Origin of the sequence: Neoroseomonas eburnea, assembly GCF_018129005.1 — a bacterium.
In the GTDB taxonomy this organism is placed as follows: Bacteria; Pseudomonadota; Alphaproteobacteria; order Acetobacterales; family Acetobacteraceae; genus Neoroseomonas; species Neoroseomonas eburnea.
Map to the genome: position 1 here is coordinate 1 of NZ_JAAEDL010000025.1, position 16,756 is coordinate 16,756.

The window sequence follows — 16,756 nt, forward strand, 5'->3', positions numbered from 1 at the left end:
GATTGCCGCGCCGGCGCGGGGAAGTACGCTGCGGCCACGACGCCCGGAAGGAAATCCGGCCTTCGAGCGTGGCGCTTCCTTGGTTGCCGCGGAATACCTGCTCTGCCCGACACCAGGTGATGGTTTCCAAAGGCCCTTCGGCCTTTGGTGGGGAGAGGTCCGGAGAGGGGCAAAGCCCCTCTCCGCTTCCCTCATCGCCCCATGTTCGCGCGCATGGGGCAAGGCCCCATCGACCCCCCCCCGGCAAGGGCCGGAGGGCCTTTGCGAACCGCCACCTCGCGCCAAGCGCCGCGCTCGGAAGCGGTGCCGGAACGCGGCTCCGGGCATGCATCAGCCGCGACGGTTCCGGACAGCCCACGGTGCCGCGGGGGCCAAGGCAAGGTGTCCAAGAGACCCGCGGCCCTTGGTGGGGCGGTCGGGAGGGGCAGGCCCCCGCGATTCCGCTGCACATGTTCGCGTGGGCAGGTCGATCCTCCGTCCCGCCCGTTGCCTCTCCTAGGCCGGCTCGGCTGCCACCCGTGTCGCCATCCCGCCACCGCCCGGGCGGTCGGCGGTTTCGAGCGCCGCTTCCAGAGCGTGCCGCAGCGTCGCGAGCTTGCGGTCGTTCTCGACCTTCAGCCCGAACACGTCCTTCACGTAGAACACGTCCACCGCGCGCACGCCGTAGGTGGTGATGTGCGCCGAGGCGATCTGCAGCCCCTGGTCGCTGATCGCCGCCGTGACGTCGTGCAGCAGGCCCGGCCGGTCGCGCCCGTTCACCTCGATGACCGTGTGGGTGTTCGACGCATGGTTGTCGATGACGACGCGCGGCGGCACCGTCACGGCGCGGAGCCTGGCGGGTTCGCGCTTCAGCTTGCGGATCTCGTCGCGCAGCTTGAGCCGGCCGGACAGGGACTGTTCCACCAGCACGGCCAGCCGCGCGAGCCGGTGCGGAGCCTCGAAGGCGCCGCCCTGCGTGTCCTGCACCCAGAAGGTGTCGAGCGCCATGCCGTCGGTCATGGTGTGGATGCGGGCATCGACGATGGTGGCGCCGGCCACCGCGAGCGCGCCGGCGATCTTGCTGAACAGGCCGGGGTGGTCGGTGCAGTAGACCGTCACCTCCGTCACCGCGCGGCTTTCCAGCACGCGGGTGCGCACCGTCAGCGGTGCCTTCGCTTCCTTCGCCTCCTGGATCATCGCCGCGTGGCGGGCGTGGGTCTCGGGGTCGAAGGAGAGCCAGTAGCCCGGGTAGCCGAGGGCGAGGAAGGCATCGACCTCCGGCTTCGGCCGGTCGGCCAGCAGCAGTGCCGCCGCTTCCTTGGCGCGCGCCACGCGCACGTCGCGTTCGGGCACGGAGAGGCCGCCGGCCAGCACTTCCGCCACGCGCCAGTAGAGCTCGCGCAGCAGCGTCGCCTTCCAGCCGTTCCATACCTTGGGCCCGACGGCGCGCATGTCGGCGACGGTCAGCACCAGCAGCAGGCGCAGGCGTTCGGGGGACTGCACCACCTCGGCGATGTCGAGGATGGTCTTGGGGTCCTCGATGTCGCGCTTGAAGGCGGTCTGGCTGATCAGCAGGTGATGAAGCACGAGCCAGGAGACGGTCTCGGTCTCCTCCGGCGTCAGGCCCAGCATCGGGCAGATCGTCTGCGCGAGCTGCGCGCCGATCTCGGAATGGTCGCCGCCGCGGCCCTTCGCGATGTCGTGCAGCAGCACGGCGACATAGAGAGCGCGGCGGGACTGCAACTGGCCGATCAGCTCGGAGGCGACGGGCGCGACCTCGTTCAGCTCGTTCCGCTCGAGCGCGGCGAGCACGCCCACCGCCTCGATCGTGTGCTCGTCCACCGTGAAGACGTGGTAGGTGTCGAACTGCATCAGTCCGACGATGCGCTGCCAGTCCGGCAGCAGGCGGGAGATCAGCCCCGCCTCGTTGATCATGCGCAGCCAGGTCCCCGGGTCGCGGCCCGTGAGCAGGTCGAGGAATTCGGCGCTTGCCTCCTTGTCGCCGCGCAGCCGCGCGACGTGGCGCGCATGGCGGACGATGGCGCGGAAGGCGAGCGGATGGATCTCGAGCCCCCGGTCCCGGGCGAGCCGGAAGATGCGCAGCATCAGCACCGGGTCGATGGTGAAGTCGTGCCCCGGGGCAGCGATGATCTTGCCGTCGGCGAGGGCGAAGCCCGCTTCCGTCAGTGCCTTGTCCGAGGCCGGCACCACCGCGGGCGGGCCGAGCGAGGCGCGTTCGATCGCCGGTTCGAGGATGCGGGTGAAGCGCGCGACGTCGCGGACCATCAGGAAGAAGTGCTTCATGAAGCGCTCGACCCCGTCCTGCAGCCCGTGGCGCGTGTAGCCCATGCGGGCGCCCACCACGGGCTGGAGGTCGAAGGTGAGGCGTTCCTCGGCACGGCCGGTGACCAGGTGCAGGTGGAAGCGCACGGTCCAGAAGAAGTCCCAGGCGCGCTTGATGGCGCGCGCCTCCTCCGGCAACAGCAGGCCGCCGCCGGGCGTATGGGCACCCACCAGCTCGGGCATGCGCTGCACGTTGAAGGCGTAGCGGGCGAGCCAGTAGAGCGTCTGCAGGTCGCGCAGCCCGCCGCGGCCTTCCTTGACGTGCGGCTCCACCATGAAGGGGCTTTCGCCGTAGCGGGAATGGCGCTGCATGCGCTCGGCACGCTTGGCGGCAAGGAAGGGCTTCAGCCCCCATTCCGCGCGGGCCTTGCGGAAGGCGTCGGCGAAGCGGTGGAAGACCGCTTCCTCGCCGGCGACGTGGCGGGCGTCGAGCAGCGCGGTCAGCACCGTGGCGTCGCCCTTGGCATCGACGATGCAATCGGCGCGCGACCGTGTCGCGTGCCCCACCTTCAGCCCGAGATCCCACAGCAGGTAGAGCATGAACTCCACCGACTGCCTGCCGCGCGGGCCCATCGCCCCGTCGGTCAGGAACAGCAGGTCGATGTCGGAGAAGGGGGCGAGCACCCCGCGGCCGTAGCCGCCCGTCGCCACCAGCGCCCAGGGCTTCTCCCCGGCGGAGGGCGGCAGGACGGCCTCGGCATAGGCGTGGATGCCGACCATGACCGTGTCGGTCAGTGCCGCCAGCCAGCGCGCGGCGGACAGGCCGGAGAGGTCATGCGCCTCGAAGGCCAGCTGCACGCGGTTCTGGATGCGGCCGAGATGGCGGCGCAAGGACGCGACCGCGTCCTCCCGCGGCACCGGGTGGCCGTCCGGCATCAGGTCGGCGAGCAAGGTCGCGAGCACGATCGGTGGATCGCCCGCGACCGGGGCCGGGCGCGGTGCCCGGCGCTCAGCGGGGCCGGCACTCCGTCCGGCGTCCTCCAGGGATGTCATCGCCGGCAAGACTAGCTAGTCCGGCGCCTTCGCGACAGTCTCCATCAACGATTTCAGGCGGTAGAGCTCATCGAGCGCCGCTCGCGGCGTGAGCGAGTCCGCGTCCAGCGCCGCCAGCGCCGCCAGCGCCGGGTGGTCTGGCGCCGCCGGCGGCGCGGCCGGCGCGGAGCGGGCAAAGAGCGGAAGTTCCTCCGACAGCGGATCGAGGCCGCGGGCGCGGGCCTCCAGCGCCTTCAGCACGTCTCCCGCGCGCGTCAGCACCGGGCGCGGCACGCCGGCGAGCCGCGCGACATGTACGCCCCAGGAACGTTCTGCCGCGCCCGGCCCGACGCGATGCTCGAACACCACCTCCCCGCGCCATTCGCGCACCTGCATGGTGGAGGGCGTCAGTTCCGGCAGCTTGCCCGCGAGCGCGGTGAGCTCATGGAAATGCGTGGCGAAGATGGTGCGGCAGCGGATGCGGTCGTGCAGCGCCTCCAGCACCGCCCAGGCGATCGCGAGCCCGTCCCAGGTCGCGGTGCCGCGGCCGACCTCGTCCAGCACCACCAGGCTGCGCGCCGTCGCCTGGTTCAGGATGGCGGCGGTTTCCGCCATCTCGACCATGAAGGTCGATCGCCCGCCGGCGATGTCGTCCGCCGCGCCGACGCGGGAGAACAGCCGGTCCACCAGGCCGATCCGCGCGGCTTCCGCCGGCACGAAGAGCCCCGCCTGCGCCAGGATGGCGAGCAGCGCGTTCTGCCGCAGGAAGGTCGACTTGCCCGCCATGTTCGGCCCGGTGAGCAGACAGAGCCGCCGCCCGGGCGAAAGGTCGCAGTCGTTCGGCACGAAGGCCGGACCGCGGGCACGGGCGAGCGCCGTCTCGACCACCGGATGCCGGCCCGCCAGCACGGCGAAGTCGGCACGTTCGGTCATCTCCGGGCGGCACCAGCGGCCATCCGCGGCGAGCTCGGCGCCGGCGGCATGGACATCCAGCTCCGCCATGGCTGCCGCCGCGGCGGCGATTCCCGGCGCGGCGGAGAGGCACAGGCGCCGCAGATGCTGCGCCACCAGACGTTCGCGCTTCGCCGCCTGGTCCCCCGCTTCCGCCACGCGGCGGTCGAGCTCGGCCAGTGCGGCGCAGGTGAAGCGCATGGCGTTCGCCATGGTCTGGCGGTGCACCGGCGCCCGCGCTCCCTCCTTCGGGGCTTCGCGCAGCAGGCGTTCGCCCGCCGCCGCCGGAACCTCCGCGAGGAAGCCGAACTGCTGGTGATGGCGGATCTTCAGGCTCGCCACGCCCCAGGCCTGGGCGAGCTCCATCTGCAGCGCGGCGATCGCCTCCCGCGCGCCGTCGCGCAGGCGGCGCAGCGCGTCGAGTTCCCCGTCATAGCCGACGGTGACGAGGCCGCCATCCTCGAGCCGCGCCGGCAGCGGGTCCGCCAGCGCCCGGGCGAGCTCCGCGCGCGGACTCTCGGCCGGGCACAGGGCGTCCCGCGCCGCGGCGACCAGCGGGGGCATGGGCGGCACGCCCGCCGCGGCGTCGAGCGTCCTGGCCATCGCCTCTGCCCGCCGCAGCCCCTCGCAGATGGCGCCGAGGTCGCGCGGCGCGAAACGGTCGAGCGACAACCGGGCCAGGGCGCGAGCCATGTCCGGAGCACCCTTGAGCGCCGCCCGCAGCCCGCCGCGCACCGCATCGGCGGCAAGCAGGAAGCCCACGGCATCGTGCCGGGCGGCGATCGGCGCCGCATCGGCCAGCGGCGCGGCGAGCCGCGCCGCCAGCTCGCGCGAGCCCGCCGGCGTGACGGTGCGGTCCACCGCGCCGAGCAGCGAATGCCGCGGGTCGCCACGCTCGCTGCGCAGGATCTCGAGGCTGCGGCGCGTCGCGCCGTCCATCTGCAGGAAACCACGCCCGCCGGTCGGCACGGGCGGCGCCAGGCGCGGCAGGGCGCCCGCCTGGGTCAGCTTCACATAGTCCACCGCCATCGCCGCGGCGGCGACCTCCTCCGGCGCGAAGCTGCCGAAGCCGTCGAGCGTCGCGACGGCGAAGGCCTCCGCCACGCGGCGCGTGCCGTCGCGTGGTGGAGCGACATGGGCGATGCGCTCCGCCAGCATCGCCAGCGCCGGCGTGCGGGCAAGCTCCTCCGGTGCCAGGATCTCCGCCGGCTCCAGCCGCGCCAGCAGGGCGGAGAGGTCGGCCTGCGGCAGGCTCTCCGTCCCGAAGGCGCCCGTCGTCACGTCCAGCCAGGCGGCTCCGAGCCGATCCCCGGCCGGCGCCAGCGCCAGCAGCCAGGCGGGGCGGGAGGCTTCGAGCAGCGCTTCCTCCGTCACCGTACCGGGAGTGACGAGGCGCACCACCTCCCGCCGGATGGTGGGCGCCTTGCGGCGCTTCTGTTCCTCCGGCGTCTCCATCTGGTCGCAGATCGCGACACGGAAGCCCTGGCGGATCAGGCGCGCGAGATAGCTCTCATAGGCATGGGCGGGCACGCCGCAGAGCGGCACCTTCTCGCCCTGGTGCTCCCCCCGGTACGACAGCGCGATGTCGAGCGCGGCCGAGGCGACCTCCGCATCGCCGAACAGCATTTCGAAGAAGTCGCCCATGCGGAAGAAGATCAGCGCATCCGGATGCGCGGTCTTCGCGGCGATCCACTGCGCGATCGCCGGCGTCGCGCCGGCCGCGGGCGGGATGGGCTTGCCCCCGGGGGGCGAGGCGTCTGTCATGCTCCGCCTCTAGACCGGAAACCGGCACAACGGGAGGGACGGATGCGACCCGAAGGGCTCGACCACGCGACGTTGCGCTGCCGGCCGCAGGACCTGCCGGCGGCGCTCGCCTTCTACCGCGATCTGCTCGGCCTGCAGGAAGGTCCGCGGCCCGCCTTCGACTTCCCGGGCCACTGGCTCTACGCCGGCGGGCGGGCCGTGCTGCACCTGGCTGCGCGCCAGGACGCGGCGCCGCCGGCCGGACCCTCGGCGGGGGCGAGCTTCGAACACATCGCCTTCCGCCTGCGCGGCCTCGCGAAGGTGCGGGAGGAACTGGCCGCCCACGGCACGGCCTTCGTCGAGCAGCCACTGCCGGGGATGCCGGTGATGCAGCTCTTCCTGACGGACCCGTTCGGGCTGCGGGTGGAACTGAACTTCGACATGACGGACGCGGCGAACGCAGAGGGGTGACGGCGGGTCCCGGAGAGGGGCTTTGCCCCCCTTCCGGACCTCCCCCCACCAAAGGCCGAAAGGCCTTTGGAAACCATGAGATCCATCAGGAATATCGGGGAAGGGCGGCACCGGCGCACCTGGCATCACAGGTGCGCCAGACCCGCCCTCGAACCCCCAGACAATGTCCCGGTGTCCAGAGGCCTTTCGGCCTCTCGCGGGCGGGGTCCGGGGAGGGCAGCGCCCTCCCCGCGGTTCCCATGCCCGCCCTGCCGTCCTAGCCTCCCGCGCAGGGCGCGCCACGACGCCCGAGGAGGACATCCATGATCCAACGCCGCACCCTGTTCGCGGCCGGTGCCGCCGGCATCTTCGCCGCCCCGGCCGTCGCGCAGAATACCCGTGCCGCCACGCTGCGCTTCGTGCCGCAGGCCAATCTCAGCGTGCTCGACCCGATCTTCACCACGGCGACGGTCACCGGGAATCACGGCTTCCACGTCTTCGACACGCTCTACGGCGTGGATGCGGAACTGAAGCCGAAGCCGCAGATGATCGAGGGGCAGGAGACCTCCTCCGACGGCCTGACCTGGACCTTCCGCCTGCGCGAGGGCCTGCGCTTCCATGACGGCAGCCCGGTGCGCTCGGCCGACTGCATCGCCTCCATCACCCGCTGGTGCGCGCGGGAGCCGATCGGCCAGTTGCTCGCGCGCGTGGTCGAGCAGTGGCGCGCCACCGATGACCGCAATTTCGAGGTGCGGCTGAAGCGCGCCTTCCCGCTGATGCTCGATGCGCTGGCGAAGCCGGATTCCTCGGTGCTCTTCGTCATGCCGGAACGGCTGGCCGCCACCGATCCGGGCCGGGCGGTGACCGAGATGATCGGCTCCGGCCCCTACCGCTTCGTCGCCGGCGAATACAATTCCGGCAGCCGCGTGGTGTACGAGAAGTTCGACGGCTACGCGCCGCGCAGCGAGCCTGCAGCCTGGACCTCCGGCGGCAAGGTCGCGCATTTCCGCCGCATCGAATGGCACATCCTGCCCGACGCCGCGACCGCCGCCGCCGCGCTGCAGAATGGCGAGATCGACTGGTGGGAACGCCCGCACCCCGACCTGCAGCCGCTGCTCGCCCGTGCGCGCGACGTGCGGCGGGAAGTGACGGACCCGCTCGGCCGGCTCGCGGTGATGCGCATGAACTGCCTGCATCCGCCCTTCGACGACGTGCGCATCCGCCGCGCCGTGCGGCTTTCGGTGGCGCAGGAGGAATACATGCGCGCCTCCCGCGGCGATGCGCGGGAGGATTGGGCGATCTGCCGCAGCCTCTGGCCGCGCGGCACGCCGTATCATCGCGACGAGGGCGCGGCGATGATGCCCGGGGACCTCGACCGCGCGCGGGCGGCGCTGCGGGAGGCGGGCTACGCCAACCAGCGCGTCGTCATCATCAACCCGACGGATTTCCCGGATATCGGCCCGCTCGGCCAGGTCACGGCGGACCGGCTGAAGCGCGTCGGCATGAACATCGACCTGGCGGAGAGCGACTGGGGCACGGTGGTGCAGCGCCGCAGCAACCGCGAGACGGTCGACAAGGGCGGCTGGTCCATCCTGCACACCACCGGCGGCGCCACCGCCTGGGCGAACCCGGCCCTGTCCTTCCTCGTGCGCGGCCAGGGGCCGAACGGCTGGTTCGGCTGGTGGCAGAGCGCGCGGGCGGAGGAACTGGCGGAAGCCTGGCTCTTCGCCACCGACCCGGAGCGGCAGAAGGCGCTGGCGACGGAGCTCGGCCACCTCGCGCTGGAGGATGTCTCCTTCCTCCCGCTCGGCCAGTTCGTCATCCGCACCGCCTTCCGGCGCGACCTCACCGGCATCCTGCAGGGCTCCTCGCCCTATCCCTGGGGCGTGCGGCGCGGCTAGCCGCGCCGCCATGGACCCGGAGGCCTTCCGCCGCTTCGAGCGCATGAGCCCGTTCGAGATCAAGGACGAGCTCATCCGCCGTGCGCGCGGGGGCGCGTCCTTCCTCAATGCCGGGCGCGGCAACCCGAACTGGGTCGCGACGCGCCCGCGCGAAGCGTTCTTCCTGCTGGGCCGCTTCGCCATGGCGGCCTGCCGGCAGGGTGGCGAATTCGGCGAAGGGCTTGCCCTGGCGCCGGAGGCGCCCGGCATCGCCGCGCGGCTCGCCGGCTTCCTGCGGGAGGATGCGCCCGGCGCCGCCTTCCTGCGGGACGCCGTCGCCTTCGCCACCGGCGAGCTCGCCTGCGATGCCGACGCCTTCGTCCACGAGATGGCCTGCGCCGTGCTCGGCGACACCTACCCCCTGCCGCCGCGCATCCTGCCTCACGTGGAACGCGTGGTCGCGGCCTATCTGCGGCCGGTGCTCGGCGGGCCGGCCGCTCCCTTCGACCTTTTCGCGACCGAGGGCGGAACGGCGGCGATCTGCGACGTGTTCCGATCCCTGCGCGCCAACCGCCTGCTCAACGCGGGCGATGCCATCGCGCTCGGCACGCCCATCTTCACGCCGTATCTCGAGATCCCGGCGCTTGGCGACTACGCCTTGCGCGCGCTGCCGATGGAGGCAGCAGAGGACCGGCGCTTCCAGTATCCCGACGACTCGCTGCGCGTGCTGGAGGACCAGGCTGTCAAGGCGCTGCTGCTGGTCAACCCCGGCAACCCGACCGCGGTCGCCATCGCGCCGGAGGGCATGGCGCGCATCGCCGCGATCGTCCGGGAGAGGCGGCCGGACCTCCTCATCGTCACCGACGATGTCTACGCGACCTTCGTGCCGGGATTCCGTTCCCTGTTCGCGGAGCTGCCGCGCAATACGATCGGCATCTACTCCTTCTCGAAGTATTTCGGCTGCACCGGCTGGCGGCTCGGTGTCATCGCGGTCGCGCGCGACAACGTGCTGGACGACGCACTGGCGGAGCAACCGGACGAGGTCGCCGAGATGCGCTACGCCGCCCTCAGCCCCACGCCGCGACGGATGCGCCTGATCGACCGCATGGTCGCCGACAGCCGCGACGTGGCGCTGAACCACACTGCCGGCCTTTCCCTGCCGCAGCAGGCGATGATGGCGCTCTTCGCGCTCGCGGAGCTGACCGACCGGCACCATGCCTATCGTCGGGAGGTGAACGCGGTGCTGCATCGCCGCTCGGCCGCCTTCGCCGCCGCGCTCGGCTTCGACCCGGAACGCAACAGGCTGTTCGATCACTACTACGGGCTGGCGGACCTCGATTTCTGGATGCGCACGCATCTGGGGGAAGCGGTGGCCGCCTGGATGCGGGCGCATGTGCATCCGCTCGACATCGCCTTCCGCCTGGCCGAGGAGCACGGGATCGTGTTGCTGCCGGGCGGCGGCTTCCGTGCGCCGGGATGGTCCGTCCGGGTCTCCTTCGCGAACCTGCCCTGCGAGGCCTATGCGCGGATAGGCCAGGCGCTGCGGGCGGTGGTCGGGCGATACGAAGCCTCCTGGCGCGCCGCAGGGGCGGGGTGAACGGCGCGTCTTCCGCGCCTGCGAAGCCGGGGGGTCGCAACAGGGCCGCCGGAGCGCCACAATGGAAGCATTCGGATCGAAGTCTCCCTGGGAAGAACCACGACGATGGACGACGCGAAGCAGCCGGCAGCCGAGGACACGCGCACCACCCGCGTCACGGCGGAGGAGGCGTTGGCCCTGCATGCCGAAGGCCGCCCCGGCAAGCTCGAGATCCGGCTGACCAAGCCGCTGATCACCGCGCGCGACCTCTCGCTCGCCTATTCGCCCGGTGTCGCCGAGCCCTGCCTGCATATCCACCGCGACCCGAAGCTCGCCTACGACTACACGGCCAAGGGCAATTTCGTCGCTGTCATCTCGAACGGCACGGCGGTGCTCGGCCTCGGCAATCTCGGCGCGCTGGCGTCCAAGCCGGTGATGGAAGGCAAGGTCGCGCTGTTCAAGCGCTTCGCCGACGTGGACGGCATCGACCTGTGCCTGGACACGGAGGATGTCGACGCCTTCGTGAATTCGGTGCGCTACCTCGGCCCGTCCTTCGGGGGCATCAATCTCGAGGACATCAAGGCGCCGGAATGCTTCGTCATCGAGCAGCGCCTGCGCGAGCTGATGGACATCCCGGTCTTCCACGACGACCAGCACGGCACCGCCATCGTCGCCGCCGCGGGGCTGATCAACGCCATCCACCTGACCGGGCGCGACATCAAGGCGACGCGGCTCGTCATCAACGGCGCCGGCGCGGCCTCCATCGCCTGCGCGGAGCTGGTGAAGGCCATGGGCATGCGGCCGGAGAACGTCATCCTCTGCGACACCAAGGGGGTGATCTGGCGCGGCCGCACCGAAGGCATGAACCAGTGGAAGTCGGCGCATGCGACGACGACGTCCGCGCGCACGCTGGCCCAGGCGCTGGACGGCGCCGATGTGTTCTTCGGCCTGTCGGTAAAGGGCGCGCTGACCGGCGAGATGGTCCGGGCCATGGCGCCCAGGCCCATCATCTTCGCCATGGCGAACCCCGACCCGGAGATCACGCCCGACGAGGCCCGCGCGGCGCGTCCGGACTGCATCATCGCCACCGGCCGTTCGGACTATCCCAACCAGGTCAACAACGTCCTCGGCTTCCCCTTCATCTTCCGCGGCGCGCTCGACGTGCGGGCCAGCACCATCAACGATGCGATGAAGATCGCGGCAGCGGAATCGCTGGCCATGCTGGCGCGGGAAGACGTGCCGGAGGAGGTCGCCGGCGCCGGCGCCGGCAAGGCGCTGCGCTTCGGGCCGGAATACATCATCCCGAACGCCTTCGACCCGCGGCTGATCTCCCGCGTCTCGCCCGCCGTCGCCAAGGCGGCGATGGACAGCGGCGTCGCGCGCAGGCCGCTGCTCGACCTTCAGCGCTATGCGCGCGACCTCGCGAACCGCCTGGATGCGACGGTCGGCGCATTGGAGGCGATCGCGGAATCGGTGCGCCAGAATCCGCGCCGGGTCGTCTTCGCCGAAGGCGAGGAGGAGAAGGTGATCCGCGCCGCCATCGCCTTCCGCAACGCCGGCTACGGCACGCCCGTGCTGGTCGGGCGGGAGGACCGGATCGCCACCATCAGCGCGGCGCTCGGCATCCCGCTGCCGGACGGCATCGAGATCCACAACGCGCGGCTGTCGGATTCCAACCGCCGCTATGCGGAATTCCTCTATGCCAAGCGCCAGCGCGACGGCTTCCTGTTCCGCGACTGCCTGCGCCTCGTGAACCAGGACCGCAACGTCTTCGCCGCCTGCATGGTCGCGACCGGCGATGCGGACGCGATCGTCACCGGCACCACGCGGTCCTATTCGGTGGCGATGGAGGGCATCTCCATGGCGATCGACCCGATTCCCGGGCGCGTCGTCTTCGGCCTGTCCATCATCGTCTCCCGGCGCGCCGGCACGGTGCTGGTCGCCGATACCGCGGTGCACGAACGCCCCGACGCCGAGACGCTCGCCGGCATCGCGCGCGGGTCCGCCGCCGCCGCACGGCGCCTGGGGCTGGAGCCGCGCGTGGCCTTCCTATCCTTCTCCACCTTCGGCGATCCGCGCGGCACCATCCCGGGCAGCATCCGGGATGCGGTGAAGCTGCTCGCGGAACGCGGCGCGGATTTCGAGTTCGACGGCGAGATGTCGGCGGACGTCGCGCTCGATCCGGGGCTGCGCGCCTCGCTCTATCCCTTCTCGCGCCTCACCGGCCCGGCCAATGTGCTGATCATGCCGGGGCTGCACGCGGCGCACATCCTGGCGCGCTCGGTGCCGCGGCTGACCAGCGCCACGGTGATCGGGCCGCTGCTGACCGGCCTCGCGCATTCGGCGCAGATCGTGCCGATGCAGGCGGGGGTGAACCAGATCCTCGACGTCGCCTGCCTCGCCGCCCACGCCGCGGCCACCAAGTGACACACCAGGGCGAAGTCCTGACCATCGGCTACGAAAGGGCGACGCCGGCCTCCCTGCTGGCGGCGCTGCGCGAGGCCGGGGTGCAGACCCTGGTCGATGTCCGCGCGCTGGCCAACAGCCGCAAGCCGGGCTTCGCCAAGGGCGCGCTGTCGGCCGCGCTGGAGGAGGCGGGCATCGGCTACCTGCATCTCCGCGCCCTCGGCACCCCCGCGGCCGGGCGGGAAGCGGCGCGGTCGGGCAAGCCGGAGGTCATGCGCCGCATCTTCGCCGCCCATCTCGCCGGGACCGAGCCGCAGGCGGCGCTGGCGAACCTCAAGAACCTGGCCGGGCGGCAACGCGTCTGCCTGCTCTGCCTCGAAGCCGATCCGCGGCACTGCCACCGAACGCTGGTGGCCGAGGCGCTTGGGCATCCGGTGATGCATCTCGATCCGGCCGCGTGAGGGGGCCGCCCGGGAACGGCATCCGTTCGCCTTGACCCGCGACAATCGCGCCGGCCCTTTGATGCGGGCCAGACTCGCGGCTGAACCGGCATCATCCAGCGGTCGCCGTTCGCGACCGCTGGGATCCGTCCCTTCACACCCTCAGACGCGTCGTGGCGGAGGCACGCCTCAGACGCGCAAGCCTCCAGTCTGCTTGGCTTCGCCGGACCTCCGACGGGCCGCGGTCGCAGCCCCGGCACGAGCCACGGCAAGGGCTCACCAACCTCGGCTGAAAGCGGCCATTGGCCTCACATTGGCACGAGGCAGGTCAGCCGCGACGGATTCTGCTCACTGAGGAAGATCCGCCCGTCCGGCGCCAGCCACATGCCATGCGCGCCGTTCAGCACCGGCCGGCACCGCCCGATCAGCGTGCCGTCGGGCGCCAGCCAGGACAGCCGCGGCACCTGGTCCGTGACGTAGAGCGTGCCGTCCGGCCCGCCATGCACGCTCATCGGCTTGTGGTGCCCGGTCCAGTCCGCGAGCCAGGATCCGTCCGGCGTGAAGACCTGGATGCGGTTGTTCTCCCGGTCCGCCACCGTCACGCGGCCATCGGGCAGCACCCAGACGGAATGCGGCGTGGAGAACTCCCCGGGCCCGTCGCCGGGCCGGCCCCAATGGCCCATCGGCGTGCCTTCCGCAGTGAAGCGGTGCACGAGCGAGGCGCCGTAGCCGTCCGCGACGTAGATCGTCCCGTCCGGGGCGAAGGCGACGTCGCAGGGCCCGTTGAAGGGTTCGCCCGGCCGGTGGCGCCGGCCGATCCCGCCGAGCCGCTTGCCGTCCGGGCTGAAGACGATGACCTCCTGCGCGTCGCGGTCCACCACGAAGACGCGCCCATCGGGATGGACGGAGAGCATGTGCCCGTCGGCCACGTCCCCGCCGCCCCAGGCGGCGAGTCGCCGCCCGTCCGGCGCCAGCACGACCACGGCGGGGCCTTCGGGGTCGGTCGTCGGGTCCTGGCGGAGCTGGCAATAGACGCGGCCTTCCGCATCGCAGGCGACGTCGCTCGGCACGCCGACGCCCCGGGGCACATCGCCCCATGGGCGCTCGACACGATAGAGCGTCTCGCCGAGACGGACGAAGAGGTCGTGCCGCGCCATGCGCCTGTTCCCGCTGCTGTCGGGCAGCAGGGTGGCGCCGGGGCACGAAGGCCGCAACCAGGCAGGGCGGAGGCTTCCGCCGGCGGCCTTTCCGCACCGTTCCGGCGCCGGCGGCGGGCGCCTCACAAGCATGACGTTTCAGCCGCGCCCGCTCCTGGTCTAGCCTGTTGCGGAACAAGGAGACGAACCTTGCCGGTACACACGCTTTCCTGGCGCCCCGTGGCGCTGTTGTTCTCCCTCGCGCTGGTCGCCGGCTGCGAACAGGCCGGCAGTGCCGCCGGTGCCGCCGCCGGGCGCGCCGCCTCCGGTGCCGTTGCCGGCGCGGTGGGCGGACCCGCGGGCCAGGTCGCCGGGGCCGCTGCCGGCGCCGCGGCGACCCCGGCCGCCCAGCGCCTGGCGCGGATGACCACCGCCGCCGCGCAGAACGCCTGGGACAGCATCGCCGCCGAGGACGTGCCCGCCTGCACCGGCGCCGCCGACAAGGAATGCGCCGAGGCCCATGCGCTGCGCGCGCGCGCCTGCCGGCGCCAGGCGGCCTCCGCGCCGCAGGACCGGCGCGCAACGCTGCGCGACTGCGCGGTGTCCTCCGGCCAGACGGCGCTTGCCGCCGGCGGTGCGAACACCCAGGCGGAACGGAACGCCTGGCGGGAGGAGTTGCTCGCCGCGCTCTACGATCGCCGCGCCGTCACGCCGCGCGCCAGCATCTGCCCGGACAACGACCTGATGCGCGAACAGGCGGACATCCTGCTGCGCGACTCGCCGGGCAACAGCAGCGCGCGCTTCCATGGGGCGAGCGCGCGGATGCTCGGGGTGTCGGTGTCCTGCGGGGCGGATGACCAGCGCTGCCCGGACCTCGCGCAGGCGGCGCGGCTGCTGACGCCGCCGCAGTCGGATGCGCGGTGGACGCAGACGCTGGAAGGGGTGAGGACGCTGCAGCGGGTGGTGGTGGGGTGCCCGGAAGGGTGAAGGTCGGGGGAGGGGAACCTCCCCCGATCTCCCTCCCTTCCTTGTCACCTGGGAACTGACCTCCGAAGTCAGCTCCCAGGCGACGAGGAAGGCTGAGGGAGGTCCGGGGGGAGAAGTCCCCTTCTCCCCCCGCCTACATCCCCAACAGCGCCGGCAGCGCCGCGAAATCCCCGAACGGCTCCGCCCCATGGGCCGCGAGCACGCCGCCCGGCGTCTCCCGCGCGAATCCCAGCACGCGGCATCCCGCGGCGATCCCGGCGCGCACGCCGGGCACGCTGTCCTCGATCACCACGCAGTCCTGCGGCGCCGCCCCGCAGGCTGCCGCGGCGGCCAGGTAGATGTCCGGCCAGGGCTTCGGCCGGTCCACGTCCTCGAAGGAAAAGACGCGCTCGGCGAAGACATGCGCGAGGTCGAGCGAGCGCATCTTCGCCACCAGTTCCGCCCGCGCCGAATTGGACGCGACGGCCACCGCCAGCCCCGCTGCCGCGCAGGCGCGCACCGCCTCCGGCGCGCCGGGGATTGCGGGCGTGCGCATCGTCATCTCGTGCGCGATCAGGGTCGAGATCTCCTCCGCCCAGCCCGGCGGCAGCGGGCCGACGCGCGCCTCGATGCGCGGGACCATGTCGGGGAGCGCCATGCCGAGAAAGGTCTCGCGCGACTGCGCGGCGGTGAGCGGCCAGCCGAGGGTGGTGAGCTGGTCGGCGACGATGGCGTTCACCACCATCTCGCTGTCGGCGAGGACGCCGTCGCAGTCGAACAGGACGGCGCGCGGGCGGCGGGGTGGCGTCACGCGGCTTCCTTCACGTTGACGCGCCTTTCGGCGGTTGCCTGTGCGTGCGGGCAGTCGCCATGCCGCTTCGGGCATTGCCGCGCGCCGGCAAAGGAACAGAGCGAGCGCCCCGAGCCCAGCGCGGCGCGCGCCAGATCGGCCAGGGCGGCGATGAAGCCCGGGTCGCTGTTCTGCGCCGGCACGCGGAAGTAGCCGGGCACGCCGAGCCTGTGCGCGACCTCGCGGTATTCGACGTCGAGCTCGACCAGGGTCTCCGAATGCTCGGAGACGAAGGCGATCGGGCTGACCAGCAGCGCCACCTTGTCGTGGGCGGCACGCTCGATCTCCTCCTCGGTGGAGGGGCCGATCCATTTCTGCGGCGTGACGCGCGACTGGTAGCAGATCGCGTGGTCGAGGCCCTCGATGCCGAGCTTTTCCACCACCGCGGCGACGGTCTGTTCCACCTGCCACTGGTAGGGATCGCCGGCGGTGACGATGCTCTCCGGCAGGCCGTGCGCCGAGAACAGGACGCGCAGCTTCAGGTCGGGCGGGAGCTCGGCGCGCGCCGCATCGTAGGCCTTGCGCACCAGCGCCGCGGTCGCCGCCGCGAAGCCGCCATGCGAATGCCAGCAGCACAGCGTCGTGGTCGGTACGGTGAGGCCGGCATCGCGGCAGGCTTCCTCCCACGCGGCGATGCTGCTGCCGGTGGTGGTGGTGGAATACTGCGGGTAGAGCGGCAGCAGCAGCACCTCATCCGGTGCCCAGGCCTTCACGGCGCGCGCGGCGGCGTCGCTGAAGGGGTGCCAATAGCGCATGGCGACGAAGGACTTCGCCTCGATCCCCGCATCGTCTGCGAGCGCGGCATCGAGCGCGCGCGCCTGCGCCTCGGTCAGTTCGAGCAGCGGGGACCTGCCGCCGATGATGGCGTAGTTCTCGAGCGCGGGCTTCGTGCGCCGCCAGGCGATCAGCCGCCCGAGCCAGGGCCGCACGAAGCCCGGCACGCGGAGGATCGCCGGGTCGGTGAAGAGGTTGACGAGGAAGGGGCGGACGCTTTCCGGGCGGTCGGGGCCGCCCAGGTTGAACAGCACGATGGCAATGCGGCGCTTGGTCATGATGCGCCCCGA

General features: G+C 72.1%; 11 protein-coding genes. 6 read left to right on the forward strand and 5 right to left on the reverse strand.

Features of this window, described 5'->3' with window-relative positions; translation table 11 throughout:
• Window positions 1–495 precede the first annotated feature (495 nt).
• Window positions 496–3,315: a [protein-PII] uridylyltransferase gene (locus GXW74_RS20850; protein ID WP_211848490.1), complete on the reverse strand. Its 2,820-nt coding sequence runs from the start codon at window positions 3,313–3,315 to the stop codon at window positions 496–498.
• A gap of 15 nt (window positions 3,316–3,330) precedes the next feature.
• Window positions 3,331–6,009, reverse strand: a complete 2,679-nt coding sequence (gene mutS / locus GXW74_RS20855; RefSeq protein ID WP_211848491.1) for a DNA mismatch repair protein MutS — start codon at window positions 6,007–6,009, stop codon at window positions 3,331–3,333.
• 42 nt (window positions 6,010–6,051) lie between these two features.
• On the opposite strand from mutS, the gene GXW74_RS20860 reads away from it, so the two are divergent.
• The 5 genes from GXW74_RS20860 to GXW74_RS20880 all read left to right on the forward strand — a co-directional run bounded on the left by GXW74_RS20860 (window position 6,052) and on the right by GXW74_RS20880 (window position 12,761).
• Window positions 6,052–6,459 (forward strand): VOC family protein, encoded by a 408-nt coding sequence (locus tag GXW74_RS20860; RefSeq protein ID WP_211848492.1) that lies wholly within the window; start codon window positions 6,052–6,054, stop codon window positions 6,457–6,459.
• Window positions 6,460–6,761: 302 nt separating this feature from the next.
• The gene (locus GXW74_RS20865; protein ID WP_211848493.1) at window positions 6,762–8,339 is read left to right on the forward strand and encodes an ABC transporter substrate-binding protein; all 1,578 of its coding nucleotides are present in this window, start codon (window positions 6,762–6,764) and stop codon (window positions 8,337–8,339) included.
• Between the two features lie 10 nt (window positions 8,340–8,349).
• Entirely contained in the window at window positions 8,350–9,915 is a 1,566-nt protein-coding gene (locus tag GXW74_RS20870) for a bifunctional aspartate transaminase/aspartate 4-decarboxylase (protein WP_211848494.1), read from the forward strand.
• A 105-nt stretch (window positions 9,916–10,020) separates the two neighbouring features.
• Window positions 10,021–12,321 (forward strand): NADP-dependent malic enzyme, encoded by a 2,301-nt coding sequence (locus GXW74_RS20875; protein ID WP_211848495.1) that lies wholly within the window; start codon window positions 10,021–10,023, stop codon window positions 12,319–12,321.
• Window positions 12,318–12,761 carry a DUF488 domain-containing protein gene (locus GXW74_RS20880; protein WP_211848496.1) on the forward strand — a complete coding sequence of 148 codons (444 nt, stop codon included), beginning with the start codon at window positions 12,318–12,320 and terminating at the stop codon, window positions 12,759–12,761. The genes GXW74_RS20875 and GXW74_RS20880 overlap by 4 nt, the downstream gene beginning before the upstream one ends.
• Window positions 12,762–13,048: 287 nt before the next feature.
• Here the strand turns inward: GXW74_RS20880 and GXW74_RS20885 are convergent, their stop codons facing one another.
• Window positions 13,049–13,897 (reverse strand): NHL repeat-containing protein, encoded by an 849-nt coding sequence (locus GXW74_RS20885; RefSeq protein WP_211848497.1) that lies wholly within the window; start codon window positions 13,895–13,897, stop codon window positions 13,049–13,051.
• Window positions 13,898–14,086: 189 nt separating this feature from the next.
• Between GXW74_RS20885 and GXW74_RS20890 the strand changes: the two genes are divergently transcribed.
• On the forward strand, window positions 14,087–14,863 hold the full coding sequence (locus GXW74_RS20890) for a hypothetical protein (RefSeq protein WP_211848498.1): 777 nt from the start codon (window positions 14,087–14,089) through the stop codon (window positions 14,861–14,863).
• Window positions 14,864–14,996: 133 nt separating this feature from the next.
• On the opposite strand, the gene GXW74_RS20895 is transcribed toward GXW74_RS20890, so the two are convergent.
• Both GXW74_RS20895 and hemH read right to left on the reverse strand, forming a co-directional pair.
• The gene (locus tag GXW74_RS20895; RefSeq protein ID WP_338148297.1) at window positions 14,997–15,653 is read right to left on the reverse strand and encodes an HAD family hydrolase; all 657 of its coding nucleotides are present in this window, start codon (window positions 15,651–15,653) and stop codon (window positions 14,997–14,999) included.
• Entirely contained in the window at window positions 15,650–16,744 is a 1,095-nt protein-coding gene (hemH, locus tag GXW74_RS20900) for a ferrochelatase (protein ID WP_211848500.1), read from the reverse strand. Before hemH ends, GXW74_RS20895 begins: the two co-directional genes overlap by 4 nt.
• Window positions 16,745–16,756 lie beyond the last annotated feature (12 nt).